The organism is Actinoalloteichus hoggarensis (assembly GCF_002234535.1).
In the GTDB taxonomy this organism is placed as follows: domain Bacteria; phylum Actinomycetota; class Actinomycetes; order Mycobacteriales; family Pseudonocardiaceae; genus Actinoalloteichus_A; species Actinoalloteichus_A hoggarensis.
In genome coordinates this window covers 2,127,422-2,154,315 of record NZ_CP022521.1, presented here as the reverse complement: position 1 = coordinate 2,154,315, position 26,894 = coordinate 2,127,422, and the positions used below count along the sequence as shown (strand labels likewise).

The window sequence follows — 26,894 nt, the reverse complement described above, 5'->3', positions numbered from 1 at the left end:
GTCGGTTCGGGCCGGTCGGCGGTGTCGACGGAGTCCGTCACGGCGGGCCGAGCTGCCGGCCCGTCGTGGTCGGCCGCGTTCGTGCCGTCGGCCGAGGCGGCGGGCCCGGCGACGTCGCGGCGTCGGTGAACGCACGGGATGCCGGTCGGGGCGCGGACTCGACGGTGTCGACACGCGGGGACCCGGATACGGTGCTCGGGTCGCGGCGCAGCATCCTCGGCGCGCTGCGCGTCTCCCAGCGGCGGAAGAGCAGGATCGACAGCAGGAGCACCGCCGCGCACAGCGGGAACACCGCGATCCGGCCCGCCACCCACACCGCGTCGGCGGGCACGCCGTCGAGCGCGGGCAGACTCAGGCCCAGCGCGTGGGTGCCGAGCTGGGTCGTCAGCAGCGCCGTCTGGTGCCAGAGGTACACGGTCATCGCCACCAGGTTCAGCGACACCACCGCGGCCCAGAGCATCGGTCGCCGCAGCAGCCTGGCGAGTCGGTCGTAGCACAGCAGCGCCACGCCGAGCTGCGCCAGCGCCATGGCGGGCACCAGCAGCGAGGGCGGTCCCATGTTGGAGCGGTCCGCGCCGGTCACGCCGGTCATGCTCGCCGGATAGTCCGCGAGCAGGATGAGCACCGCGCAGGACAGCACGCCCGCGATCAGCAGTCGCGGGGCGGCCGAGGTCGTCAGCCTGCCCTGGGCGAACGCGACGCCGAGCAGGTAGGGCACCAGCCACGCGGCGATCAGGTTCGGCGTTCCCACCTGGGCGGGCACGTCCGGCCACGGCCCGTACCGCAGGACGTCCAGCACCACGACCAGGATCGCGGGCCCCGCCGCCGCCCAGGCGCCCCATCGCCGGACGGCCGCCTCGGCGAGCGGGGTGAGGGCGGTCAGCACCAGGTATACCGGAAGGAACCACAGTGGACTGATCGCGAACAGCCCGACGGTGTACAGGTCGGCGGCCGACCAGCCCGCCGCCGCCAGCCCGCCGAGGCCACAGGCCAGCAGGACGGCGAGCAGCAGGACCGGGCGGAGCATCCGATCCAGTCGGCCCGCCAGCCACGCCGGATAGGCACGGTGCCGGGGCGAGCGGGCGTCGCGATCACCGCCGCCCGCGAACCGGGCTCGCGGTTCGCCGGCTCGTCGGGATCGCTGAGTGGACGCCGCGGGAGCCGCGGCGCGGTCGGCCGGGCGAGTCGCGTCGGCATCCCACGGCGGCCGCGTCGTCGCTCCACCGTGGCCTGTCGCCGCATCCGCCACGGCGCTCGCCGATGTCCTTCCTGACGGGCCGATGCCCGATACGGGTTTCGCCGCCGCATTCGCTGAGCGGCCCGCCGCTGCACCCCCTGAGCGGCCCGCCGCTGCACCCCCTGAGCGGCCCGCCGCTGTCTCCCCCCGCTCACCGTGCCGCGGCGACCGCCTCGCCGCTCGCCGCAGGCTCAGGGAGTTCGCCCAGCCGCCCGCGAAGAAGAACAGGCCGAGCAGTTGCAGCACCCAGGTCAACGCCGCCAGTTCCGGCATGTGCTGAAGCGGGCTGGCGATGCGCAGCCCCGCGTCGTCGACGACGATGACGCTCACCAGCCAGTGCCCGAGCACGACGCCGACGATGGCCAGCGCGCGCAGGGCGTCGATCACTCGATTGCGGTCCGACGGCGTCGCGGCGTCGATCGCCTCAGCCCGGCGGCGCAGCCGTGAGCCGCGCGGTCGGGGCTCCGCGGAGTGCGACGCCGCAGGCGAGGTCGTCCGTCGTTCGATTCCGGGCATCGGTTTCACGTCCTGTTCGAGGATGAGCGGTACGGCTCGGTGACGAGGTCGAGCGAGATGCGGGCGAACCAGCGGGCCGAGTCGCTGCCGTCGCGGAGATAGCCGTCGTGTCCGGCCACGCGAGCGGCGGGGACCCGCCGGGCTCCGAAGTCCACCGAGGAGGGATCGCGGCCATGCCCGAAGCCGAGCAGGCGGACGTTGGGCACGTGCCGGATCCAGTCCTGTGGACCGAGGGCGGCCCAGACCCGGGCGTCGGTGCTCAGCTCGGCCGCCGTGTCCGCTCCGACGCCGGGGCTGCCGAAGACGACGACGTCCCGCACGGCGAGACCGGCGGCGGCTCGACCGCACACCACCGATCCGTAGCTGTGGCAGAACAGCGCCAGGTGCGGGGAGGTGCCTGCGCCGTCCGTCCCTTCGGTGCCGGTCCGGTCGACGGAGACCACGTCGGCGTCCGTCGCCCCGTCCCGGGCCGCCCGCGCGGCATGCAGGCCGTCGACGAGTCGGCGTAACAGGACGGCACCGGCCTCGGCGTGGGTGGCGGTCGCGGCGCCGACGCCGAGCGCCTGCGGGGTGTCGTATCCGGCCCAGGCGATGATCGCCGTCACCGAATCCGGCCGCAGCCGCCGCTGCGCCGCCGCCAGGTCGCCCGCCATCTCCCCCGGCGTCCCGACGTGTCCGGAACGCGGGTCGAAGGAACGCAGGCCGATGCCGGTGCCGGGCACCATGACGGCGATGTGCTCGGCGCGCTCCAGGTCACCGTGCACCTCGGCATAGCGGCCTCGACCGCGCGGATCGAAGACGAGGATCGGCCTGTCGTCCCCGGCGAGGCGCCCGTAGACGGCGGAGGTGTGCCGCGCCGAGTCCCGGACCGAGGCCGTCGCCGTCGGGTCGGCCGCCACCGCCCTCAACCGGTCTCGCTCCAGACCGATCGCCCGCCGATTCGCCGCGTAGCGCAGGGTGATCGGCGCACCGTCGAGATTGCCGACGACGAAGGGAAACCGCTCGGCGAGCGCCTCGGCACGCCGCGGTCGGAGACGGTCGAAGAACGCCGCGATCTCGCTCGGATCGGCCGAGTCGGGATCGGGAGCGGGCATCCCGTCGACGACCTGTCCCGACCAGGCCGCCGCCCCGATCAGCGGCGGCCGCGGCGCGGGCCCCGTCGCCGAACCTCCGCACCACGGCAGCAGGAGGGTGAGCACCAGCGTCACCGCACTCGCGCGTAGGAGTCTCATGGTCTTCCCCGTGCCCGATCGTCTCGTGCCGCATCACAACCTTCTGACAAGGAGAAATCTAGGAATCAGCGGTGTCTTCGACCATGGCGGCAGCCAGTCGGGCACCCCGGTGGCCTGCCCCCGCACGGGGGGTGGTGCCAGGGGTAGTCGCGGGGTGGAGACTCCTCCCGGCGGGCGGTCGTCGGCTCCGGACCTCGCGCCCCACGGCCGGACGAGCGTCGGCCCGCCCGAGCGCCGACGGTGTATCGCCGCGCCGATGAGCTACGGCGTGCGAGCGAACCGCGTGCACCGTGAGCGGGTCCGTGCATGGTCGGCGCCAGGCGGCCGTGTCCGCGGCGGCGGCGTGATGCGGAGCAGGCGCCTCGGCACGCGACGGACACCACCGCGCGAGGGGAACCCGCCCTCGGCGGCAGCCGACTCGACGCCGGCACCGGCGGGGCGGCGCGGCCGTGCGCCCCGCTCCGGCACCGTCAGACCGAACGGCCGATCCGCCGCACGCCGCCGCCCGTCGAGGCGCGGTCAGGACCGCCCGCGGCTGGGCGAATCCGTGCCCGACCGTCCGGGCTCCGTCCGCCGACGGGGTCGTCGAGCGGTCGCCGACCGCAGCCCCCTGGTCATGCTGTGCAGGACGGCGGGGGCCACCACGGCGAGGCGTCTGCCGCGGGGAACGATCGCGCGGTCGCGCAGGACGTCGACGTCGGCGTCCTCGATCTCGTCGAGGATGCCCTGGTAGAGGACGGCGGCGGTGGTGACGCAGGGGCGGGCGTCCGGGGCCAGCAGCGGGATTCCCGGCAGGGCCCGCCGATACACGGCCCGGTTGCGGGCGATGAAGTGCGCCAGTGCCTGCCGGACCCGCCGGTCCGACCGACCGAGTCGCCTGCACTCGTCGAGTCGTTCACGGTCGACGCCGAAGGCGGCCAGCTCGTCGAGCGGGAGATAAAGCCTGCCCCGGTCGAGGTCCTCGCCGACGTCGCGCAGGAAGTTGGTCAGCTGGAACGCCTCCCCGAGCGCGGCGGCATGACGGGCCGCCTCCTCGCGCGGGCCCGCGGTGCCGAAGATCGGGAGCAGTTGGAGGCCGATGACCTCGGCGGAGCCCCGGACGTACACGGCCAGGTCGGCGGCGCTCGGGTACTCGGTGACCGTCAGGTCCATCCGCATCGAGAAGAGGAAGTCGGTGATCAAATGATGATCGATGCGGTAGCGGGCGACGGTGTCGACCACCGCCGCCAGGATCGGGTGGCCGCTGCGGCCGGCGGCCAGGTCCGCCGCCACCCGGCCGGACACCTCGCGCAGTCGGACCGTCGGGTCGACCGTCCCCGGCTCGTCGACGATGTCGTCCACCCAGCGGGCGAAACCGTAGAGGGCGTGCACGGCGGGCCGCTGGTCGGGGCGCAGCAGCCGGGTGGCGAGGAAATAGGTGCGGCCGAAGCGGGCGTTGAGCAGCCTGCAACGGGCATAGGAGTTCCGCAGCGCGGCGCCCCGGATCCCCGCCGCGTCCAGTTCGGCCCGACTCATCGCCCGCGTGTCCGTCCTTCCGTGCGACTGCCCGAACCGGCCGGGATGCCGGTGACCCGTGCGGCGGCGAGCCTGCCGGAGATCAGCGCGGTCGGAACGCCGACGCCCGGCGTCGTCCCGGAGCCCGCGAGGGCGACGTTCTCCGTGCCCGCCACCCGGTTGCCCGGCCGGAAGGGTCCGGTCTGGCTCAGCGTGTGCGCCAGCGAGAACGGGGTTCCGGCGCCGTGCCCGCCCTCGGCCCAGTCCTTCGGGGTGACCAGATGCCGCAGGTCGATGTCGGGGGCGTCGGTGAGCAGGCCCCGCCGGATCGCCACCGCGATCAGCTCGTCGCGGTAGGCCGGGCCGAGCCGGGCCCAGTCCTGCCTGCCGACGGCCAGATTGGGGGCGGGCGCCAGCAGGTACAGCAGCTCACGGCCCTTTGGTGCCAGCGTCGGGTCGGTCACGGTGGGCCGGGTGAGCAGCAGCGACGGGTCCGTCATCAGTCGCCCCTCGTCGATGATCTCGCGGAAGGTGCGTTCCCAGGCCGCGCCGAAGGAGATGACGTGATGGGCGGGGTCGGCCTGTGCGCCGCCCGCGACACCCAGGTGCAGGACGACGGCCGAGGGCGACCAGCGCAGCGGCACGAGCCGACGCGGCGTGCGGCCCAGGAGTCGGTAGGCCGTGGGCAGATCCGGGGTCAGCACCACGGCGTCGCACTCGATCCGTTCCTGATCGGTGTGCACGGCACGCACCCGGTCGCCGCCGCGTTCCAGTCGCCGCACCGGGCTGTCGTAGCGGAACTCGGCTCCGTGCGCGGCGGCGGCGTCGGCGAGGGCGCGGGGCAGGGCCCGCATGCCGCCCTTCGGGAACCACACGCCGCCGACGGTGTCCAGGTAGGCGATCACGCCGTAGGCGGCCATGGCGCGCCGCGGTGACAGGCCCGCGTACAACGCCTGGAACGAGAACACGCGCCGCAGCCGCTCGTCCCGGAGCCGTCTGCCGACCGCCGGACCGAGTCTGCCGAGTCCGCCGAGCGCCACGAGCCGGGCCGCCGCCGGGTGGATCAGGTTCAGCGGCGAGTCCAGGTTCGCGGCGATGAACCGGTCGATCTGTGCCTCGTAGAGCTCGGTCAGCCACCGCCGCAGCCGTCGGTAGCCCGCCGCCTCCTCGGGGCCCGCGAACCGGCGGACCTCGGCCTCCATCGCCTCGGCGTCGGAGTGCACGGCCAGTGAACTGCCGTCGGCGAATCGGGCCTGGTAGGCCGGATGCAGTGGACGGAGTTCGAGCCGGTCGGCCAGGGACTCGCCCACCGCGCCGAGAGCGTCGTCGACGACCTCGGGCATGGTCAGCACGGTGGGGCCGGTGTCGATGCGGTAGCCGGCCGTGTCGAGCAGGCCCGCGCGGCCGCCGGGATGGCTCGCGGACTCGACGACGGTGACCCGACGTCCCGCGCCGAGCAGGTGCAGCGCGGCGGACAGCCCCGCGAGCCCGGCGCCGACGACCACGACGTGGTCGGTGCGTCCGCTCATGCCGCGTTCCGGCCGCAGGCCGGCGGAGCCGCGTCGGGGTCGGTGGGGCTCAGACATCGCGGCGGACCATCGCGTCGGCGAGGGTGCGCAGCCGGGCGGCGGCCGGTTCCGGCAGGTCGACCGTCGAGAGTCGGTCCACGGCCGAGGCGGCGAGCGTCTCGATGCGTCGTTCCACCAGCGCCACGGCGCCCGTCTCGACGAGCAGGTCTCTGACCTCGGCGAGCGTCTCGCGCGAGAGGTCGGCGTCGCCGAGCGCCGCACGCAGCGTCGCGCTCGCGGCGGGCCGCCCCTCGGTGTCGGCCAGGCGCAGGGCTTCGTTGACCAGCACGGTGTGCTTGCCCTCGCGGATGTCGTCGCCCGCGGGCTTCCCGGTGGTCTCGGGCTCCCCGAACACTCCGAGCAGGTCGTCGCGGAGTTGAAAGGCGATGCCCAGGTCGGCGCCGTAGTCGTGGAGCGCGGCCGTCACCTCGCGGCTCGCCCCGCCCAGCAGGGCGCCGAGGCGCAGCGGCTGCTGCACGGTGTAGCCCGCCGTCTTGAGCAGGTTCACCCGCAGCGCGGACTCGATCGACTCGCTGCCCGCCGCCTGGTTCCGCAGGTCCAGGAACTGGCCCGCCATCATCTCGGTGCGCATCGCTCGCCAGGCGGCGCCCGCGCGGTGCAGCTTCTCGTGCGGCACCCCGGACTGGTGCAGCATGTCGTCGGCCCAGCACAACGCCAGGTCGCCGACCAGGATCGCCACCGAACGGCCGAAGCCCGCGCCGTCACCGCGCATCCCCGCGTCCCGGTGCATGGTCTCCATGGCCACGTGCACGGCGGGCCTGCCGCGGCGGACGTCGGAGTCGTCCATCACGTCGTCGTGAACCAGCGCGCAGGCGTGCACCAGCTCCACCGCGCTGACGGCACGCAGCACCGCGTCGGCCTCGTCCCCGGTGTCGGCGCCGCCCGCGGCCCGCCAGCCCCACCAGGCGAACAGTGGTCGGATGCGCTTGCCGCCCTCACGGACGAAGGCGGCGAGCGGGTCGACCAGCTCCGTGGTGAAGCTGTCGTCGAGGTCGAGCGACTCGGCGCGGCGGTCGGCGAGGTAGCGGGCGAGATGGCCGTCGACGGCGCGGACCACGTCGGCGTCACCCGCTCGGAACACCGGCTCGGGTGCCGTCGTGGTGTCGGCCCGGCCGAGGTCGACGGCGGACGCCGCGTGGTCACCGGTTCGAGTCATGCCACGTCTCCTCGTGACCTGGGGGTGGTGTCGGCACGGGCCGTGCGGCACGGATCGACGGGCGTCTTTCGCGCCACGGCCTCGCGACGTGCCCCCGCCTCGGGGTGCGCCGCCGCCCGAGAGGGGGCGAGCCGGACCCTCACAGGGTAGTTCCGGGCGATCCTCGGTTCGGACCGCCCGCTGCTCGGCCGGGTCTCCCGGCTGGGCGGGCGGGCTCCGGCGCGGCTCTTCGGGGGAAGGGGGCGAGGAGCGCGGCGGCCGACAGCGGGGCACCTCGGCGGCCGGGGCGATCTGTACGGCGGCGGGTGGGCGAGCAGGCACGGCGGCGGGCGGCGATCTCTCCGACGACGGGCGGGCGGGGTCGGACGACGACGGCGGCTCCGCACTGACCGGTGACGCGGCCCGCACGCCGTCGCATCCGACGTCGCAGAGTCTGGACCGGACCCGCTCGCCGAACCCTGATCGAACCCGCGCCCGGAAGGCTTCCGCCGGGCCGAGCCCGAGTCCGGGGCGTCCGGTGCCGGCGGCCTGCGGAGGTCGGGGCACCCGATGTCGAGGCGTCAGGTGGCGTGGCAGGCCGATGTCGGAGGCGACCAGTGTCGGGGACGGGCGCGGTCGAGGCACCCGGCCGGGCACTCGCTCCGAACCGAACGATCCCGAGCCGATGACCGCCGACAGTGTGGGGCGGAGAGCGCGCGGCCAAGGGCACGAGTCACCGCGGCCCGTCGAGCGTCGCACCGCGCCGCGTGATGCCGAACCCGTAGCGTTCAGCGTCGAGACCGGCGACGTAGACGGGGGCCGAGGCCCGCCCGACAGGCGGTCGCCGGCGCCTCAGCCGGGGAGGTCGGCGGCGCGGAGGAGCACCGCGGCTCGCGTGCCGATCCGAACCCGTTCCAGCGGCCACGGTCCGGCGGGCAGTCGTACTCGGCGGGAACGGTCGACGAGGACGACCACGGCCGACGGCGGCAGGGCCGGCCGCAGCGCGCGCGACAGCGTCGTCACCGGGTCCGGCGTGGCCGGGGCGGCCCGCGCGTTCGGATCCGGACCGGTGGGATCGTCGGTGTCTGCTCCGGCGGCGTCGGGCGCCGCCGCCGTCGCGGCACCCGCCTGCCCCTGCCAGGCCGTCTGCTCGCCGTAGGGCAGATCCGTGATCACCAGGTCGACGGGCGGGAGTCCCGCCGTGGCGGCCCGCGTCTCGGTCGGATTCGTCGCGTCGGCGCGGCGCACCACGGCGGGCAGATCGCCGCCGCCCGCGCGGAGCAGCCCGGTGAGCCTGTCCGCGGCCTCGGCGGCCTCGGCGTGCGACGGCTTGTCGAATCGCTCGGCGAGGTCACGCAGGTGCGCCGACCGTGCTCGCAGACCGGCCTCGCCGAGCAGGCCCAGGTTCTCGGCGGCCAGCGCGCAGGCTCGGGGATCGACGTCGGAGGCGAGCACCGCGCCCAGCTCGTGGCGGTGCAGCAGTCCCAGGACCGTGAGCAGGTAGCCGCTGCCGCACAACGGGTCCCACAGGGTCAGCTCGCTCCGATCCGGCAGCCAGGCCCGTGCCCTGGCGAACAGTTCGACGGCCAGGCGGACCGGAAAGCCGGGGAAACCGGGCGCCGAGCGCAGCACCGCCCCACCGGCCAGGTCGGCGTGGTCGGTCCGCTCGACGGCGAAACGGTAGGACACCGGCACTCCCACTTCAGGCGGCCGCCGCCCGAGGCGGGCCGACGGCGTCGGGCCCAGCCTAGGACAACGACTCGCACGGCCACCGGCTCGCTCGACCCGCCGCCGACGGTGTCCGCCGGGCTCCGCCGATGCCGTCCGCCACGGCCCTGGCAGGGTGCGCCTCCCCTGACGACCCGCAGTGCTGCTGACGGCCTGCGGCGCTCCGCCAGCAGGCAGCGCGGCGGGCAGGCCGTGACGATCCCGGCAACCCGTGACGCCGCGATCGGCGGGGCCTCAACCGCCTGGGGGCGGCGGCGACTCGGCCGTGCGCTCGGGTTCGGCGGGCGGCTCGGCCCGGCGCGGGTGAATCAGCAGGGCGGCCGTCTTGTCCGGCAGGCTGATCTCGCCGTGGTCGACGAAGCCCGCCGCGACGAAGGCACGCACCGAGGGCCCGTTGGCGACGTCGGGCTCGGCCACCACTCGTTCGCAGGCCGGGTCGGCGCGCAGCAGTCCGAGGGCGACCGCCCGAAGCAGGGCTCGGCCGAGGCCGCGCCCGGTGGCGAGGCGATCACCGATCGCGACGTGCACGCCGAGGTCGTGGGTCCGCGCCGGATAGCAGGCGGCCAGGCGATCGCGGATCGCCCGATAGATCTCCAGGTAGGCCAGCGGACGCCCCTCGTGCAGCAGGAGCACCGGCCGGGAGTGATCGCCGGCGAGCTGGCCTGCCAGCTCCTCCTGCCAGCGTCGCCTCGGCCAGTCCTGATGCCAGAAGGCCGCCACGTGCTCCCGGTTCATCCAGTCGTGGACGAGGTCCAGGTCAGGGCCCTCGGCGCGGGCCCAGCGGGCCGCCCAGGGCTCGTCGAGCCGCGGCAGCGGCGGCGGTCCGACCTCGATCCGACTCATCCGACTCCTTCCGGGCGGGACGACCCCGGCGGTCGCGTCACGGTGGTCTGGAGCCATGATCCCCACCTCCCCGCCCCGCCGGGGAGTGCGGTGCGTCACTCCGTGTCCACGCGCCCGCCGCTACGGCTGCCGCTGGTTCTGCCGCCGCTCGTCGGGGGCGCCGCGCCGGGCGGCAGCAGCGGGCCGCCCGCCCACTGCTGGAAGATCAGCGTGGTGTGCACGCGCGAGACCTCGTCTCGGGAGGCGAACGCGTCGAGCACCAGCCGTTGCAGGTCGCCCGCGCCCGCCGTGGAGACGTGGACGAGATAGTCGTCGGGACCCGCCAGGTTGTAGAGCGCCCTGGTCTCCGGCAGGCCGAGCACATGGGTGACGAACGGGTCGACCAGTTCGCGTCGATGCGGCTGGATGCGCAGGGAGATCAGCGCGTCCAGCGGCCTGCCGAGTCGCTCCGGATCGACGCGGATCGTCTGGCCGAGGACGACGCCGATCGAGCGCAGCCGCGCCACGCGGTCCAGGCAGGTGGACGGGGCGATCCGCACGGCGGCGGCCAGCTCCTTGTTCGTGATCCGTGCGTCGTTCTGCAACAGGCGCAGAATCTCAAGATCGACCGAATCGAGTTCGGCGGCAGGGGCCATGCGGCGAATGCTAGACGGACTTTCATCCAGATAGCCGAACTTGGGACAGGATCTCCCCGTCGCGACGAATCCGCGACGCCGAGGATCAACCAGGGAGCGTCCGCCGTGCCGGAAGGCATCTCGCTGTTCATCGCAATCACCGCGATCACCATCGTCGTACCGGGGCCGGACTTCGTCCTGGTCACCAGGAACACGCTGCTGTTCGGCCGACGGGCAGGCTATCTCACCGCCGCGGGCATCTCGCTGAGCCTGACCCTCTACTCCCTGCTCGCGGTGGTGGGCCTGACGACGTTGATCGCCACGCACGAGGGGATGCTCACGACGCTGCGGCTCGCGGGCGGCGGCTATCTCGTGTTCCTCGGCTGGCAGGGGCTGCGGTCCTGGTGGCGCGGCCGGGCGGCTCGGCGAGGGCCTTGCGATCTCGACGCCGGGTCCGTCGCGGCCCTGCACCCGTCGGACGTCGACGAGTCCGCGAGGCCCCGGACGGGCGGCCTGCTCGCCGCCCCGCTGGCGCAGGGGGCGCTGAACAACCTGCTCAACCCCAAGGCGCTGGTCTTCTATCTCACGCTGCTGCCGCAGTTCATCCAGCCCGGCGGCTCGGTGGTCGCGCAGACGGGGCTGCTCGGGGGCATCGCGACGGGCCTGGCCGCCCTGTGGTGGCTGCTGTACGTCACGGCCGTCGGCCGACTCGCGCCCGCGCTGCGCCGCCGGTCGGTGCGCGACGGCCTCGATCTCGGCAGCGGCCTGCTGCTCGGCGGGTTCGGCGTCGTCCTCGCCGTCGGGGTGCTGTGAGCGAAGCCGCGGGACCAAGACCGTCGGCGCGAATCCGGCCGCCATGGGTAGAGTCCTTCGAGTGACCGCCGCCGCATCCGTCCCCGCCGCCGAGACGGCGGTCCGCCCCCTCCGCGTCCGCCTGGTGATCGCGGCGATCGCGGCGACCCTGGCCGTGATCGACCTCGTCGTGAAGCACCTCGTCGAGCAGGCCCACCCGGTCGACGCCGACTTCGGACTCCTGAGCATCCGACTGGCCTACAACCCCGGGATCTCCTTCAGCATGGGCGCCTCGCTGCCCGCCTGGGTGGTCATCGCCGTCACCGGTGCCGTCACGCTGGGCATCGCCGTCTACGCCTGGCGGACGGCCCCCGAGGTGCCGAACTCGGCGCGGCTGGCGCTGGCCATGATCCTCGCCGGGGCCACCGGGAACCTCGTCGACCGCATCGCCGACGGCGCCGTCACCGACTACCTGTACACCGGCTGGTTCCCCACGTTCAACATCGCCGACGCGCTGCTCACCTGCGGCGTCGTCCTGCTGATCCTGGTCACGCTGCTGACCGAGGTCCGCCCGCGACCCGCCGCCCGTCCCGAACCCGAGCCGCAGGACGAGCCCGCGAGCTGACGGGCGATTCGCGGCCGGAGCACCGGGGCGAGGAGCTGACGAGCAGCCCGGTTTCCGACTGACGTCCACCTGTGTGGAGTGCACGACGGCGGAACCGGTACTACCTCTTGCCGGTCAGCCGACCTCCTGTGCGCGTGGAGAGCACTCGGTGCACCTCAACGGCACGCCGCGCCGGAACGATCAACCTCCACGCGTGTGGAGAGCACCAGCAGCACGTCGGCGTGCCGGTCCCGCATCGCGACCAACCTCCACGCGTGTGGAGAGCACCCCGCGACGGGAGGATGCACGACGCCGCGTTCCGACCAACCTCCACGCGTGTGGAGAGCACGCGTCGTCGATGCGCGACTTGTTGTCGCTGCGCGACCAACCTCCACGCGTGTGGAGAGCACGCCTCCCCACCGATCGCGCGGATCGAGAACTCCGACCAACCTCCACGCGTGTGGAGAGCACCCTTTGCGACCTGCGGTTTCAGAAACCGGGTTTACCGTTTTCGAGGCTGTGGGCGAGATGCATGTCCGTATCCTTCCAGACGGTCGGGACGAGATCCGGGCGTGTCGGCCTCCGGCCGCGCCGCTGCGCGAACCAAGGCTCAAGCCCGCCGAGCCCGCCGAACCATCGACCCGCCGAATCACCGACCCCGCCGAGCCCCCGCCCGCCGGGCAGGACGAACCAGGCAGCCCGACCGCCCCCACGACGCGCGATCCGCATACCGAGGCCCACGCGCCGGCCGGCCGCCCGACTGGCTGCCAGGCCGACCGGCCGACCCGATCGGCCGGACCGACCACCCGAACCGACCGACGGCCCCCGGCCGACCTCGGTCTCAGTCGGCTTCGGTGCTCTGCCGGATCAGCCGGGCCACCCGCTCCTCGATGTCCACGAAGTGCGCGCCGAGGGCGTCGCGGGCGGCGGCCGGGTCGCCCGCCCGCACGGCCTCGACGATCATCCGGTGTTCGTGGCAGATCTCGGCGCGGCCGGGCCTGGGCGGGTCGAGTTCGGCCTCCACCCGGTGGTAGACCGTCCAGAAGAGGCCGATCAGCTCCAGGGCGATCACGTTGTCCAACGGCCGGAACAGGGTCTCGTGGAAGCGTTGATCGGTCTCGACGAGGTCGCCGGACTCCATCGCCGCCACCAGGGCGTCCAGCTCGCCGACCAGGTCCTCGTCGGCGCCGGCGACGACGGCCTCGATCAACGAGGTCTCCAGGACGCGGCGGACCTCCATCAGGTCTCGGAGCACCGAGGCGTCGTGGCGCAGCGACTGCCGCGCCCGGTAGAGCAGGCCGGGGGTGAAGGCGGTGATCGGCGCGGCGCCCACGAAGGTGCCGTAGCCGTGCCTGATGTCGACGATGCCCAGCGTGCTCAGGGCGCGTAGCGACTCGCGCACCGAGTTGCGGCCCACGCCGAGTTCGTCGACGAGCTGGTTCTCGGTGGGCAGCGGAGAGCCAGGGGTGAGTCCACTGTCGATGATGAGATCGATGATCCGGTCTTGCAGCCGGCGGCCGTTCGCTGTCACGCGCCATCCCTCTTGCCACGGGTGAGGGCACCACAGTACCTTGCCCAGACATCCCACCTCCCAGGTGGGATGTCCGCCAGCGGAGCAAGGAGGCTCTGATGGACCCGCACACGCGCGGCCGATCCCGGTGGTATCACCAGCTCACCAGAAAAGACTGGAAGTCGTTCTTCGCCGCCTGGCTCGGCTACGCGATGGACGGCTTCGACTTCGTCCTCATCGCGCTGGTGCTCACCGAGGTCGCGGCCGAGTTCGAACTGTCGACCGTCCAGGCGGCCAGTCTGGTCTCGGCGGCGTTCATCTCGCGGTGGTTCGGCGGCCTGGCCCTCGGCGCGATCGGCGACCGCTACGGGCGACGACCCGCGATGGTGCTGAGCATCGTCCTCTACTCCGTCGGCACCTTCGCCTGCGGACTCGCCTGGGAGTACTGGCCGCTGTTCGTCGCCCGGCTCGTCGTCGGCATGGGGATGGCGGGCGAGTACAGCGCCAGCGCGACCTATGTGATCGAGAGCTGGCCGCGCGCGCTGCGCAACCGCGCCAGCGGCTTCCTGATCTCGGGCTTCTCCCTCGGCGGCGTGCTCGCCGCCCAGGCCTACCGCTTCGTCGTCCCCGAGTTCGGCTGGCGGGCGCTGTTCCTGCTGGGATTGGCCCCGATCCTGCTGGCGCTCTGGCTGCGCCGCAGCCTGCCCGAGGCACCCGACTGGCAGCACCAGGCCGATCAGCGCGACGGCACCGGCGAACGCGACTTCGTCAGCGTCCTGTACGGCGGCGGTCGACGCAGGCTGATCAACATCGTCCTGACGATCGCCGTGTCGCTCGCGCTGTTCCTGCTGTTCGCGGGCGGCGCCACCGGCCTGCTCACCTGGGTGTGCATCGCCGTCACCATCGCGGGGCTGGCCGGCTTCACCATCCAGTTCGCGGGCTCCCGAAGTCCGATGATGCTGACGCTGATCGTCGTGGTGTTCTGCGCCTTCCTCTACTCGTGGCCCATCCAGGCCCTCCTGCCGACCTACCTCAAGACCGACCTGGGTTACGACCCCGCCCAGGTCAGCGAGGTGCTGTTCTTCGCGGGCTTCGGCACGGCGGTGGGCTGTTGTCTCGCGGGCTTCGTCGGCGACTATCTGGGCACCCGCCGCGCCTACAGCCTCACGCTGCTCGCCTCGCTGCTGTTCATCCTCCCGGTGTTCGCCATCGGCGGCGACCAGCTCCTGCTGCTGGGGGTGCTGCTGTTCTGCCAGCAGGCGCTCGGCCAGGGCATCTCGGGAATCCTGCCGAAGCTGGTCAGCGGCTACTTCGACACCAGCACCCGCGCGGGCGGGCTGGGCTTCACCTACAACGTCGGCGCGTTGGGCGGCGCCGTGGCGCCGGTCCTGGGCGCGCAGATCGCCGAGCGCACCAGCCTGGGCACCGCGCTGGGCGGTTTGGCGTTCAGCCTGACGCTCGTGGTGATCGTGCTGATCGCGATCGACGCCCCGGCCCGCGTGCAGCGGCTCTTCGGCGACGACTCCGCCGCCGTCGACCTGACCGTCGCCGAGGACCAGATCGCCCCCGAGCTCCGGGCCGCCGCCGACCGTGTGGGCCCGACGGCGCGGGACGCCGATGCCGGACGGTCCGACACCTCGAATCCGGACGCCTCGAGTCCGGACGCCGCCCCGCAGGACACGACCGAACCCGACACCACGACCGGAGGCCGACCCTGATGAGCACCCCGACCACCGCAGCACGACCGCTCGTCGACGGCGGAGTGGTGCCGCCGCTGTGCACGCCGCTGACCCCGGATCGTGAACTCGACGTCGAGTCGCTCGAACGTCTCGTCGCCCATCTGCTGGCGGCGGGCGTCCGGGGACTGTTCGTCGGGGGCTCGACCGGCGAGACCGCCTACCTGACCGACGAACTGCGCCGACGCGCCCTCGACGTGGTGGTCGGCACGACGGCCGGGCAGGTGCCGGTGCTCGCCGGCATCGTCGACATGTCCACCCCGCGCGTCGTGGACCATGCCCGCTCGGCGGCGGCGCGGGGCGCCGACGGCCTGGTGGCGACCGTGCCCTTCTACTCTCCCACCCACCCGGTGGAGATCCGACGACACTTCCGGGCGATCCGGACCGCCGTAGACCTGCCGCTGATCGGCTACGACATCCCGAGCGCCGTGCACACCAAGCTCGACGCGGCGACGGTCGGCGAGCTGGCGGGCGAGGGCGTCCTGGACGGGCTGAAGGACTCCAGCGGCGATCTCGACGGGCTGCGCGCGGTGCTCGACCTCGTGGCCGACGTGCCCGGCTTCCGGGTCTTCAGCGGCTCGGAGACCGTGGCCGATCTGGGCCTGCGCTGCGGCGCGGCGGGGCTGGTGCCGGGACTGGGCAACGTGGACCCGGACGGCTACGTCCGGCTGCATCGAGCGGCGGCCGAGGGCGACTGGGACGCGGCGCTGCGTGAACAGCAGCGGCTGCGGGCGCTGTTCGGCCTGATCGGGGTCGCGCCCGCCGACCGGATGGGGCGCTACTCCTCGGCGATCGGCGCGTTCAAGGCCGCGCTCGTCCTACGCGGGGTGATCCGGCACGGCACCACGAGTCTGCCGATGGTGCCGTTGGACGCCGCCGAGATCGCCGCCGTCGGCGACCACCTCTCCCGAGCGGGCCTCTCGCTCGCCGAGGGCTGACACGCGGCGTGGGGTGCGCCGCCTCCCGCAGCGGCGCGCCCCACGAACCCTGCTCCGTTCCCCGCCCCGGTACGAGCCGAGGGCCGCGCCGGGTCGGCGGAGCCCACGGCGCGGTGTCGGATGCGCGCGGTGCCCCTGGCGAGTCGGCGTCCGATCAGCGGCCGTCCGGTGTGCCCAGGGCCCTTGTGCGCAGGGCCTTGCACAGCGCCCGGTCTGCGCCGGACCCTGTCCGGCGACCGGCCGCCGAGTGCGGGCGGTGTTTCGGGCTGCCGGCTCGAGTCTCCAGCAGTCGGCTCGGCCTGCGTGGCAGGCGTGGGCACCCGCCCTGCGGTCATGGGCTCCGGCCACGGGCTCGGATCGCGGGCCGGGTCGCGGTCTCCGGCACGGGCTCGGATCGCGGTTTCGGGTGATGGGCAGGTCACCGGCCCGGGCCACCGGCTCGGCTCGCAGGCTCGGCCTGTGCTCTCGGATCCTCTGTTCGGCCTCGACCTGACGGGCACGTACCTCGTGCTCGGCCCGTGCCCCGACTGTGGTCATCGGCCGCGGGCCCGTCTCGTCCCGACCCGCATCCCGACCCCGCTGACCACCGGCCGCAGGCCCGGATCGGGCCGATGGGCGATCGTGGTGCCGCGATCTCGCCGGCCGCGCCTCCCGCCACCACGCTCAGACCACAGGAGCACCCACTCCGAGAGCCGCCGTCTCCGCCTGCGAACGCGGCACCGCGGCACCCCGAACGCCCCGTTCGGCGAGCCTCACAGACCAGGCCTCGTCGATCGGCACCGCGTCGTCCCCGATCTCGTCGGGCTCGGGTCACTACGACTGGCGTGCGGAGTGGCAGCGTCGCTTCTTCCGACCGGCGGGCTGCTGATCTTCCTGGCGAGCGCGTGGACTTCTCGCCGCCGTGGGGGCCGATGAGCCCGACGATCTCCCACCGCGGGCGCTCCGCCCGGCACTCGTCCACAGTGGTCGGCGACGGTGGCCGGCGGGAGTGATCGTGACGGCGGACCATGACGGCGACGGTGGTCCGGCAGCGGCCCGTCTCGCCGCGTCGCCGTCGCCGTCGCCGACCGTGTCCGCGTCCGCTCGCCGGCCGAACGGACTTCCCCCGATGGGCGGAGTCGCGGGCGACGGCCGATCGACGAGGGTGGAAGGCGAGATCGTCGAGTGTTCCCGCCCTCGTCACATCCGAGACAGACCCCGGTCGCCTCGGTCGACTGTGCTCGGCGGGCACCGCAGGCGGTTCGGGTGAAGGGGAGGACATGCGGCGACGAGTCGACGCACAGGGCGGTACGGAGACGGCGGCGGGGTCGGACAGACCCGAGGCCGCCGGTTCCTCTGAGGACAGACGGGCGGCGGCGGGAGTCTCCGAGGTCGTCGCCGAGGAGAGCAGGCCCGCGGCGGGGCCGGGCCGCCCGGTTCGACGGCGAGGCCTCGGCACCACGAACCACGCCCGACGCCGCGCCGCCCCGCTCCGGCGGGTGGAGCGCACGGGCATCGTCGAGCAGGCAGACGGGCAGGCCGCGCCGTCGGCCGGACGCGCTCGCCGCGCCGTCGGGGTCACGGCCGTCGCCGCCCTGCTGCTGCTCGCGGCGGGGACCTCGGCGAACGCGGGGGACGGTCCGGCCGCCGCGCCGCCCGTGGAGGACGCGCCCGCCGCGTCCTCGGCGGCCGAGGCCACGCTGCGGACGTCGATCGACCCGAGCGCCGCGCCGCAGGCCGGCTTCGTCACCGACAGCGTGACCACCCAGGTCGCTCCCGGCCTGGAGCTGACGGAGTTCGACCGTTTCGACCCGGCCGGGTGGATTCGCGGTGACGTGCTGACCGCCGAGCTGTCCGAGTCGAGCCTGGAGCCGGTCTACCTGCACCCCGGCGCCGTCGCGGACCGGAGTCCCCTGTCCGAGCAGCTCGCCGAGGCGGGCGCGGTGGCGGGCGTCAACGGGGACTTCTTCGACATCAACGCCACCGGTGCGCCGCTGGGCGTCGGCATCGACGACGGTGAGCTGCGTCATGCCCCGGCGGCGGGCCACAACCTCACGGCGGCGTTCACCGAGGACCGCAGGGCCGCCCTGACGGAGGTGTTCCTCGAGGCACGTCTGACGCTGCCCGACGGCACGGTCCTGGCGGGCAGCAACCTGAACTCGCCGGTGATCGCGCGGGACGGCATCGGCGTCTTCACCCCCGCCTGGGGTTCGACGAGCCGCGCCACGGCGACGGCCGGTGCGACGCAGGTCCGGGAGGTGGAGCTGGTGGACGGCCGGGTCACGGCGATCCGCACGGCGCCCGGCGACGGGCCGATCGCCGAGGGGACGCAGCTCCTGCTCGCCCGGGACGCGGGCGCGGCGGCGCTCGCCTCCCTCACCGAGGGCGACGTGGTGGACGTCGCGCTGGCGCCGAGGGCCGACGCCGCTGACCTCGCCGTGGCGGTGGGCGGAAACCGGGTGCTGGTGCGCGACGGCGAGGTGCAGCCGGTCGACAACGTCGCCGCCCACCCGAGGACGGCCGTGGGCTTCTCCGAGGACGGCTCCCGGTTCTGGCTGGTGAGCATCGACGGCAGGCAGTCGACCAGCCGGGGCATGACGGAGCTGGAGCTGGCGCACCACCTGCACTCCCTCGGCGCCCACGAGGCGCTGAACCTCGACGGGGGCGGTTCGTCGACGCTGCTGGCCAGGAAGGTCGGCGATGCCGAGGCCGAGGTGCGCAACTCGCCGTCCGACGGCGGCGAGCGGCTGGTGCCCAACGGGCTGGGCCTGCGCACCGCCGAGGGCAGCGGCCGGCTGACCGGCTTCCGGGTCGAGCCCGCCGTCGCCGGGCCGGACTCCGCTCGGGTGCTGGCCGGGTTGAGCAGGCGGCTCGACGCCCTCGGCCACGACGAGAGCGGCGCGCCGGTGTCGGCCTCGCCCCGCTGGCGGGTGCATCGTCCCGGCAACGGCCGCGTCGTCGACGGCGTGTTCGTCGCCCGCGACCGCGCCGACCGGGTCGGCGAGACGACGGTGACCGCCGCGACCGGCAGGATTCAGGGCACCACGGAGCTGGACGTGCTGGGCAGGCCGGTGCGGCTGCGCGGCGAGGTCGGCCGGGTGACGCTGTCGGGCGCCGAGGTCGACAGCCACGTCCGGGTGATCGGCAGCGACGCGGACGGGTTCAGCACGTGGGTGGAGCCCGAGGATCTGCGCCTGGACTATGACGAGGACGTCGTGCGGGTGGATCCCGACGGCGACGGGTTCTCCGTCACCGCACTGGTCGACTCCGGGTCGACGGTGCTCACCGCCACCGCGGGCGAGCTCACGGCACGCATCGGTGTCACCGTCGGCACCGAACAGCAGGTGCTCGACCCGCTGGACTCGCTCGACGGCTGGCAGGCCACGGCCTTCCCCGCCGTCGTCGGGTCGGCGATCTCCGCCGCCGACGGGCGGGACGGCACGCCGGGCATCGCCCTGGACTACCGGTTGACCGGCACCACCGCGACCCGCGCCGCCTACGTCAACGCGGTGCCGAGGACGGAGCTGCCCGAGGGCACCCAGCGCGTCGGGCTGTGGGTGAACGGCGACGGGAACGGTGCCTGGCTGCGGCTGGAGCTGCGCGACGGCGCCGACTCCCCCGCCGTGCTGAGCCTGGCCGACTCGGTGGACTGGACGGGGTGGCGCTATGTCGAGACCGCGCTGCCCGCCGGGTTGGCGGCGCCGGTCCGACTGCACCGCTTCTACGTGGTGGAGACCGACCGTGAGCGGCAGTACGAGGGCCGCGTCGTGTTCGACGACCTCACCGCCGCTGTCTCCCCGGTCGCCGAGGTGCCGCCGGAGTCGCCGCTGCCCGACGCCGCCGTCGTGGTCGACGACGTGCTGGGCCCGGAGCGCGGCGCCCTGCGGGTCGCCGTGGTCTCGGACGCCCAGTTCACCGCGGACGACCCGGAGGGTCCGCTGGTCGAGCAGGCCCGGCGGACCCTGCGGGAGGCGGTCGCCGCCGAACCCGATCTGGTGCTGATCAACGGCGACCTGGTGGACCGGGGCACGGCGCCCGACTTCGAGCTGGCCCGCGCGATACTGGACGAGGAGCTGGGCGATCGGCTGCCGTGGTACTACCTGCCCGGCAACCACGAGGTGTCCGGCCCCGGCGACACCTCCGAGTTCGAGGCCGTGTTCGGCGAGACTCACCGGCGGGTGGATCACGACGGCATCCGGCTGATCCTGTTGGACAGCTCGCGCGGCACCCTGCGCGGCGGCGGGTTCGACCAGATCGAGATGCTGCGGGCGGAGTTGGACGCGGCCGAGGACGACCGGTCCGTCCGGGGCGTGCTGGTCGCGCTGCATCACCCGACCGACGACCCCGGCACGGCGGGGAACTCCCAGCTCGGTGATCGGCGCGAGGCCGAGCTGCTGCTGGACTGGCTGAGCGAGTTCGAGGACGCCTCCGGCAAGCCGACGGCGCTGGTCGCCTCGCATGCGGGCCGTTTCCACGCCGACCGGGTGGACGGGGTGTCGCGGCTGGTCAACGGCAACGCGGGCAAGTCGCCGTCGGGACCGGCGGATCAGGGCGGGTTCACCGGCTGGAGTGTGGTGCGGTTCCAGCCGGGCGACCGCGAGGAGCCGGTGCGCTTCGAGCTGCGACCGCACGTCGACGAGCTGGTGGTGACCGCGCCGGAGCGCATCGGCAGGCACGAGGACGCCTCGGTGACGGCCCTGGTGCGACAGGACGGCCGGGAGGTGCCGGTGGCCTATCCGGTCGGCGCGGCGTGGTCGGGTTCGCGGAGCCTGCACGTCGTCGAGTCGGATCATCCCCGGGATCGGCCTCGGCCGTGGCACGTCGCGTCCTTCGACCCGGCGACCGGCACGCTGGCCGGGCTCCGGCGCGGCGAGGTCGAGCTGTCCGTGACGGTCAACGGGGTCACGGAGACGGTGGAGGTCGGCGTCCGCTGAGAACCGCGATGCCGGGGAGGGCGGCGGCCGAGCGTGGCCGCCGCCCTCCCCGGCTCGGCAGGCGGCCGGTCGGCAGACGGGATGCGGCCGGTCGGCAGGCGATCAGTCCCGTCGTCGGGTCCCGTCGGAGCCGGTGCGTCCGAGCACCGTGTTCGCGGGTCAGAACACGCAGGTGCCGCTCGCTATGCTCCCGTCTGCCTGGTAGTCGACGCTGGAGACAGTCGATGATTCGTTCTTGACGCGGGCAGCCAGAGCCTTGCCGCTCTCGATCCAGTGGCGATACGCCTCCGGAGTGGGAAACGCCGAGTCCGGCGGATACTCCCGGTCGAGAGTGTCCTGGTACTCATCGTCCCAGGCATCGAGCGCGCTCACGAGCTGGGCGCTGAGCCCCAGATACTCTGCTGCTTCTTCGGTGCTCCAGTTGAGCCGCCGTCCTTCTTCGACGTAGTAGTAGAAGGGCGGTTCGTTGAACCCCGCGAGTAGTATCACTGCGACGGTCACTGCTTCACTTCCGGTAGCGGTTGGGGCGTACTTTGTCGTACAGGTTCAAGGGATGCGCCGTGACGATGTAGCCGTTGCTGCCGATGGCGACGACGACTCTGTGTGTGTTCCCGTCCATCTCGACATCGAAGACCTCTCCATATGACTGCCCCGCGTTACCGCGTTCAGAACACGCAGGTGCCATCCTGAAAATAGCCGTCGGCCTGATAATCCACGCTCGCGACGACGGGGGATTCCCGCTTGATGCGGGCGGCGAGTTCCTTGCCCTTCTCGATCCAGGCATGTCGATGCCGCGGGGAAGGGAAACCGGAATCCTGCGGGACGGCGAGGTTGAAGGTGCCCTGTAGTTCGTCATCCCACTCATGCAGCTCACGAGTCAGGTCAGCACTGAAACCGAAGTACTCGGCTGCCTCGTCGATCGTGTGATTGTGGAAGTCGCCGTCCTGCGCGTCGAAGTACATGGGGTCTTGGTCGTACCCGGCCAGTATCGCGAGTTCCACGGCCTTCGAGGTCATGAGAGCCTTCTCTTCCTGCTGATCGGGTGTGCTGTCACGATGAAGCCGTTGTCGCCTATCGTGATGGCGATGCGGATGCTCCTGCCGTGAATCTCGATCTCGTACACCTCCGCAGCCTTGTGCTTTCCCACGAACCGGCCGTGTCGAAGGCAGTGAAACACGACGTCGATGATCTCATGTTCCGCTATCGCCGCGTCGGCGAACTCCTCTCGGCGCTTCTGTCGAAGGATGTGTGCTTCTCCGGCGTGGTCAGGATCGCCAGTCTCCAACCACACCAGGTGGCCGCGTCGGTGACGGATCATCCGGACGATCCTCGCGGGACTGATCTTGGTTCCGGCGCGTTTCAACTCGGCGATCCACTCCGCGTAGCGAACTTCTGGATCAGTCGAGGACGCGTCTGCCGACGGGTACGGGTCAACAGGCGAGGAGGCGCAGGAGCCTGCCGTTCCGGCAGGTGAGACGCCTGGGGGCGGCGCCTCGACGTCGCCGATCCCGTGCCCGGCGATATGCCTGCAATAACCGTCGATGATCTCCTGCGCACCGCCGAGCAAGGCGCGTGCCGCGCGGACCTCCGCGGCCGACCGAGCGGCAAGGTGGTTCGCCTGATCGACCTCGGGCTGCGTCGAGCCGTGGGTGGCGGCGGCGAAGACGGCCGCGCCGTCGGCGATCGCGGCGTCGGCCTGGACGGTGGCCTGACGTGCCTAGGTGAGCAGGGCATGGGCCCGGTGGAGCCGGGCCACGATATCGGTGACCGACACTGCGCGAATCCTTACCTTCCGTGTTCGCCCATCGTGCTGGAACAACGTTCCGTAGTCGAGCGAATACTTTCCGCAGAAGGTGGTGAGGCGGGGCGTCCCGCCGTCCAGGATTCGACGTGATCAACCCGGACCGGACGAGACCTGATTCGCGTCCGCCCGGCCCGGGTCGTCACCGACAAACTGTCCTCAGGACTTGCGCTGGCCCCGCTTCTCCCGGACCCGGATGGAGAAGCGGATCGGGCTGCCCTCGAAGCCGAAGGTCTCCCGGAATCGCCGCTCCAGGAAGCGCCGGTAGCCCGCCTCCAGGAAGCCGGTGGTAAAGAGCACCACCGTCGGCGGCCGGGTCTGCGCCTGGGTGGCGAAGAGGACCTTGGGCTGCTTTCCGCCGCGCACGGGCGGCGGGGTGGCCTGGATCAGCTCGTTCAACCAGGCGTTGAGCTGACCGGTGGGCACTCGGGTGTCCCAGGAGTCCAGCGCGTTACGCAGGGCAGGCGCCAGCTTCGCCACCGCCCGGCCGGTGCGCGCCGAGACGTTGACGTGCTGCGCCCACGGAACGCGGACGAGCCCTCGGTCGAGTTCCCTGGTGAGCTGATGACGTCGGTCCTCGTCCACCAGGTCCCACTTGTTGAACGCCAGGACCAGCGCCCGACCGGCCTCGACGATGTCGGTGATGACGCGGAGGTCCTGTTCGGTGATCGGCTCGCTGGCGTCCAGCAGCACGGCGACCACCTCGGCGGCCTCGATGGCCGCCTTCGTCCGCAGCGAGGCGTAGTACTCGGTGCCGCTCGCGGTGTTGACCCGCTTGCGCAGTCCGGCGGTGTCGACGAACTTCCAGATCTCGCCGTCCAGCTCGATCAGCTCGTCGACCGGGTCCACCGTCGTGCCCGCGACGGAGTCGACCACGACGCGCTGCTCGCCGGCGAGCTTGTTGAGCAGGCTCGACTTGCCGACGTTGGGCTTGCCGACCAGCGCGACGCGCCGGGGTCCGCCGCCGCCGTGGCCGACGAGGTCCTTCGGGGACTCCGGCAGGGCCGCGAGCACGGCGTCGAGCAGGTCGCCGGAGCCTCGGCCGTGCAGGCCGCTGACCGGCATCGGCTCGCCGAGGCCCAGCGACCAGAGCTGGTGCACCTCGGCCATGGCCCGTTCGCTGTCGACCTTGTTCGCGGCGACCAGCACCGGGCGGTCCGAGCGGCGCAGCACCCTGGCGACGGCGTCGTCGGTGGCCGTGGCGCCGACGGTGGCGTCGACCACCAGCAGCACGGCGTCGGACGCGCTCATCGCCAGTTCGGCCTGGGCGGCGACCGCCGCCTGGAGGCCGGTGGCGTCGGGCTCCCAGCCGCCGGTGTCCACCACGGTGAACTTCCGGCCGTTCCACAGCGCGTCGTAGGCGACGCGGTCCCTGGTCACACCGGGAATGTCCTGCACGACCGCCTCTCGGCGGCCGAGAATGCGGTTGACCAGGGTCGACTTGCCGACGTTCGGCCGCCCCACCACCGCGAGCACGGGTTGCGGCAGCGCCGCCTCCTCCGTGCCGTCGTCCGTCTCACCGTCGGCCGACAGCTCCCACTCGGCCTCATCGGTCCAGCTCCCGTTCAGGCCGGTCACGTGTTCTCTCCCTTGTCTCCGCCGGGCGAGCCCGATTCGGCGAGCAGTCGCCGATCGAGTTCGCGCACCAGCTCCGCGAGTTCACCCTGCACCCGCGCCGTCGCCGCTTGGAGGGCCGCGCGCCCCCGACCCGAGGGCACGGTGAAGGGCTCCCCGAACAATACGTCCACCCGGGGCCGGAACCTGCGACCGGACTCCGCCGGGCGGCGCGTGCCGCGACAGGCGACCGGCAGGACGAGTGCATCGGAGGACCTGGCCAGCCAGGCGGCGCCGTTGTGCGCGCCGGACACGTCGCCGTCGCCCCGGGTCCCCTCGGGGAAGACGGCCACCAGCCCGCCCGCGCGCAGCGCCCGGACCGAGGCCAGCAGCGGCACCCGGTCGGCCTCGCCGCGCCGCACCGGCAGCTGTCCCATCCGCCGCAGCGCCCAGCCGACGGGCCCCCGGAACATCTCGTGCTTGATCAGGAAGACGCACTGCCGCCGGACCAGGCCGAACAGCAGGGGTCCGTCGATCAGCGAACTGTGATTGGCCACCAGCACCACCGGGCCCCGGCGCGGCAGCTGGTCACGCCCGGAGACCCGGACGCGGAAGAAGACCCGGCCGATCGTCGTCCCGATCCACCGGCCCGCGCGGTTCATGGCCCCCCAGGAGCCCTCGGGCAGCGCCGAGGCACCCGTGCTCGACGACTCCGAGTCGGCCGTCGAGGAACGGGCGCTCATCGGGTGGTCCTCGGTCTGGTCACGGCGAGCCCGTTCTCGACGACGAGGCGGAACAGCTCCGCCAGCACGCCCGCCACGTCGAGGTGTGTCGTGTCCACCTCGACGGCGTCGGTGCCGCGCCGCAGCGGCGAGACCGCCCTGGACGAGTCGAACTCGTCGCGTCTTCGCACGTCGGCGTGGGTCTCGTCGAGCGAGACCCGGCGGCCCTGCGCGGTGTCCTGGGCGGTGCGCCGCCGGGCCCGGACCTCGGCGTCGGCCGTCAGGTAGACCTTGAGGCCCGCCTGCGGGGCCACCACCTCGCCGATGTCGCGGCCTTCCACGACGATGCCGACGTCGGCGCCGTCGGCCTCGGCGATGACCTCCTGCTGTCGGGAGACGAGCAGCCCGCGCACCTCGGGCACGGCGGCGACGGCCGACACGGCCCGCGTCACCCGTTCCCCGCGGATCTCGGCGGCGACGTCCTCGCCGTCCAGCCGGATCTCGGGGTGCTCGGGGTCGGTTCCCACGGTCAGCCGGGCCTCGGCGGCGACCCTGGCGACCGAGGGGGCGTCCGTGGGGTCGACGTCCGAGCGCAGCACGGCCAGCGTCACGGCCCGATACATCGCCCCGGTGTCCAGGTAGCGCGCCCGCAGGCCGCGGGCCAGCCGACGCGAGACCGTGGACTTGCCCGTTCCCGACGGCCCGTCCATCGCGACGATCCCGCGCAACTCAGCGCCCTCCACCGTGCCTCCGTTCGGCCGTGCCTCGTGCCTCGCCGCGCCCCGATCGGGGGACACCGCCTGTCCGGCGTCCATTCTGCCCGCTCCGCTCCGATGCTCCGAGGCCGGTCAGGCGACCGCTGTGGGCGAGATCCCCCCGCCCGACGCCTGCGGGGGTGTGGCGGGAGGACGGGGGCCGAGCTGAGGCGGACGGGTGTGGGCACGTGTGGGGGCAGGGCAGGCGCCTGCGGAGGTCGGTGACGTGCGGTCCGGGCGGAAGGCCTCCGTGCGGAGTCGTGCGGGCGAGGCGGGTCACCAGGGAGCGCTGACGACCGGCTCACCCCGCTTGCGCGGGGCTTACGCAACGGCCGGTGCCAAATCGGCAAGATTAACGGGCTCACCCCCGCTTGCGCGGGGCTTACTCCTCCCATTCGCCGACGTCCACCGGCTGCATCGGCTCACCCCCGCTTGCGCGGGGCTTACGCCGGGCAGGTGCCGGCGGTGGTCGTCGGCGTCGGCTCACCCCCGCTTGCGCGGGGCTTACCACGGCGGTGCAGCTCGGCTCCATCGCTCATTTGGCTCACCCCCGCTTGCGCGGGGCTTACTCGCGCCCGACGACGCGGGCACGCTGCGGGTGCGGCTCACCCCCGCTTGCGCGGGGCTTACGCCCAACCGGGGGCTCGACCTTGCGTCTTAATCGGCTCACCCCCGCTTGCGCGGGGCTTACGAAGACCCTCGTCACGAAGGCGGATCTGGTCTTGCGGCTCACCCCCGCTTGCGCGGGGCTTACTTGGTGGGGGCAAGGGTGCTGAGCAGGTCGAGCGGCTCACCCCCGCTTGCGCGGGGCTTACTACGAGGCGGCGAGCGAGGCTCATCACCGTGCCGGCTCACCCCCGCTTGCGCGGGGCTTACTGGGAGCCGGGGCCTGAGGGCGTGCCGCGATCGGGCTCACCCCCGCTTGCGCGGGGCTTACGCGGCGTCGATACGGCCGTGCCGGTCGATGTACGGCTCACCCCCGCTTGCGCGGGGCTTACCCTTCGCGACCTGGGCCTTCAGAGGCGCGTTATCGATTCGTGATGCGCTCGGGCGGCTTGGATCGGTTCCACGTCGATCACGGTAGCGCAGCGTCCCGGCGGCATCGGCCCGCAGGCTGCCGGGGCGGGTCGGCCTCGGCGGTGTCGCGCGGCAGGCCGAGCGCGGCGGTCGGTGGGAACCGC

20 protein-coding genes and 2 CRISPR repeat arrays are annotated in these 26,894 nt (G+C 73.2%); of the genes, 5 read left to right on the top strand and 15 right to left on the bottom strand.

The window, feature by feature from the left end:
- Positions 1-37 precede the first annotated feature (37 nt).
- The 8 genes from AHOG_RS09585 to AHOG_RS09550 all read right to left on the bottom strand — a co-directional run bounded on the left by AHOG_RS09585 (position 38) and on the right by AHOG_RS09550 (position 10,409).
- Positions 38-1,753 carry an acyltransferase family protein gene (locus AHOG_RS09585; RefSeq protein WP_093941041.1) on the bottom strand — a complete coding sequence of 572 codons (1,716 nt, stop codon included), beginning with the start codon at positions 1,751-1,753 and terminating at the stop codon, positions 38-40.
- Positions 1,754-1,758: 5 nt separating this feature from the next.
- Positions 1,759-2,985 carry an alpha/beta hydrolase gene (locus AHOG_RS09580; RefSeq protein WP_093941040.1) on the bottom strand — a complete coding sequence of 409 codons (1,227 nt, stop codon included), beginning with the start codon at positions 2,983-2,985 and terminating at the stop codon, positions 1,759-1,761.
- 519 nt (positions 2,986-3,504) lie between these two features.
- Positions 3,505-4,500 carry a phytoene/squalene synthase family protein gene (locus AHOG_RS09575; RefSeq protein ID WP_093941039.1) on the bottom strand — a complete coding sequence of 332 codons (996 nt, stop codon included), beginning with the start codon at positions 4,498-4,500 and terminating at the stop codon, positions 3,505-3,507.
- Positions 4,497-6,008 (bottom strand): phytoene desaturase family protein, encoded by a 1,512-nt coding sequence (gene crtI, locus AHOG_RS09570; RefSeq protein WP_245856668.1) that lies wholly within the window; start codon positions 6,006-6,008, stop codon positions 4,497-4,499. The genes AHOG_RS09575 and crtI overlap by 4 nt, the downstream gene beginning before the upstream one ends.
- Before the next feature lie 49 nt (positions 6,009-6,057).
- The gene (locus AHOG_RS09565) at positions 6,058-7,224 is read right to left on the bottom strand and encodes a polyprenyl synthetase family protein (RefSeq protein WP_093941037.1); all 1,167 of its coding nucleotides are present in this window, start codon (positions 7,222-7,224) and stop codon (positions 6,058-6,060) included.
- 831 nt (positions 7,225-8,055) lie between these two features.
- Positions 8,056-8,892 carry a hypothetical protein gene (locus AHOG_RS09560; RefSeq protein WP_093944315.1) on the bottom strand — a complete coding sequence of 279 codons (837 nt, stop codon included), beginning with the start codon at positions 8,890-8,892 and terminating at the stop codon, positions 8,056-8,058.
- Positions 8,893-9,165: 273 nt separating this feature from the next.
- Entirely contained in the window at positions 9,166-9,774 is a 609-nt protein-coding gene (locus AHOG_RS09555; protein ID WP_093941036.1) for a GNAT family N-acetyltransferase, read from the bottom strand.
- Between the two features lie 95 nt (positions 9,775-9,869).
- Positions 9,870-10,409 (bottom strand): Lrp/AsnC family transcriptional regulator, encoded by a 540-nt coding sequence (locus tag AHOG_RS09550; protein ID WP_093941035.1) that lies wholly within the window; start codon positions 10,407-10,409, stop codon positions 9,870-9,872.
- Between the two features lie 105 nt (positions 10,410-10,514).
- On the opposite strand from AHOG_RS09550, the gene AHOG_RS09545 reads away from it, so the two are divergent.
- On the top strand, positions 10,515-11,201 hold the full coding sequence (locus AHOG_RS09545) for a LysE family translocator (protein ID WP_093941034.1): 687 nt from the start codon (positions 10,515-10,517) through the stop codon (positions 11,199-11,201).
- Between the two features lie 61 nt (positions 11,202-11,262).
- Positions 11,263-11,805, top strand: a complete 543-nt coding sequence (lspA, locus tag AHOG_RS09540; protein ID WP_245856667.1) for a signal peptidase II — start codon at positions 11,263-11,265, stop codon at positions 11,803-11,805.
- A gap of 177 nt (positions 11,806-11,982) precedes the next feature.
- A CRISPR array of direct repeats spans positions 11,983-12,255; the repeat unit is 29 nt; unit sequence CGACCAACCTCCACGCGTGTGGAGAGCAC.
- Between the two features lie 370 nt (positions 12,256-12,625).
- Here lspA and AHOG_RS09535 read toward each other — a convergent pair.
- A complete protein-coding gene (locus AHOG_RS09535; RefSeq protein ID WP_093941032.1) occupies positions 12,626-13,315 on the bottom strand; it encodes a FadR/GntR family transcriptional regulator in 690 nt (229 codons plus the stop codon).
- A 98-nt stretch (positions 13,316-13,413) separates the two neighbouring features.
- Between AHOG_RS09535 and AHOG_RS09530 the strand changes: the two genes are divergently transcribed.
- The 3 genes from AHOG_RS09530 (at position 13,414) to AHOG_RS09520 (ending at position 20,881) form a co-directional block, all read left to right on the top strand.
- Positions 13,414-15,012 (top strand): MFS transporter, encoded by a 1,599-nt coding sequence (locus AHOG_RS09530; RefSeq protein WP_093941031.1) that lies wholly within the window; start codon positions 13,414-13,416, stop codon positions 15,010-15,012.
- Entirely contained in the window at positions 15,012-15,968 is a 957-nt protein-coding gene (locus AHOG_RS09525) for a dihydrodipicolinate synthase family protein (protein WP_093941030.1), read from the top strand. The genes AHOG_RS09530 and AHOG_RS09525 overlap by 1 nt, the downstream gene beginning before the upstream one ends.
- Before the next feature lie 1,259 nt (positions 15,969-17,227).
- The gene (locus AHOG_RS09520; RefSeq protein ID WP_093941029.1) at positions 17,228-20,881 is read left to right on the top strand and encodes a phosphodiester glycosidase family protein; all 3,654 of its coding nucleotides are present in this window, start codon (positions 17,228-17,230) and stop codon (positions 20,879-20,881) included.
- Between the two features lie 159 nt (positions 20,882-21,040).
- Here the strand turns inward: AHOG_RS09520 and AHOG_RS09515 are convergent, their stop codons facing one another.
- The 6 genes from AHOG_RS09515 to cmk all read right to left on the bottom strand — a co-directional run bounded on the left by AHOG_RS09515 (position 21,041) and on the right by cmk (position 25,701).
- Positions 21,041-21,382: a hypothetical protein gene (locus AHOG_RS09515; protein ID WP_093941028.1), complete on the bottom strand. Its 342-nt coding sequence runs from the start codon at positions 21,380-21,382 to the stop codon at positions 21,041-21,043.
- A gap of 164 nt (positions 21,383-21,546) precedes the next feature.
- Positions 21,547-21,897: a hypothetical protein gene (locus AHOG_RS09510; RefSeq protein WP_093941027.1), complete on the bottom strand. Its 351-nt coding sequence runs from the start codon at positions 21,895-21,897 to the stop codon at positions 21,547-21,549.
- Complete coding sequence (locus AHOG_RS28450) at positions 21,894-22,448, bottom strand: hypothetical protein (protein WP_157736738.1); 555 nt, start codon at positions 22,446-22,448, stop codon at positions 21,894-21,896. The genes AHOG_RS09510 and AHOG_RS28450 overlap by 4 nt, the downstream gene beginning before the upstream one ends.
- Positions 22,449-22,841: 393 nt before the next feature.
- Positions 22,842-24,260, bottom strand: coding sequence for a ribosome biogenesis GTPase Der (der, locus tag AHOG_RS09500; protein WP_093941025.1), 1,419 nt, complete (start codon positions 24,258-24,260; stop codon positions 22,842-22,844).
- Positions 24,257-24,979 carry a lysophospholipid acyltransferase family protein gene (locus AHOG_RS09495; protein WP_093941024.1) on the bottom strand — a complete coding sequence of 241 codons (723 nt, stop codon included), beginning with the start codon at positions 24,977-24,979 and terminating at the stop codon, positions 24,257-24,259. Before AHOG_RS09495 ends, der begins: the two co-directional genes overlap by 4 nt.
- Positions 24,976-25,701: a (d)CMP kinase gene (gene cmk / locus AHOG_RS09490; RefSeq protein ID WP_093944314.1), complete on the bottom strand. Its 726-nt coding sequence runs from the start codon at positions 25,699-25,701 to the stop codon at positions 24,976-24,978. The genes AHOG_RS09495 and cmk overlap by 4 nt, the downstream gene beginning before the upstream one ends.
- Positions 25,702-26,071: 370 nt before the next feature.
- Positions 26,072-26,711: direct repeats of the CRISPR family, unit length 28 nt; unit sequence GGCTCACCCCCGCTTGCGCGGGGCTTAC.
- Positions 26,712-26,894 lie beyond the last annotated feature (183 nt).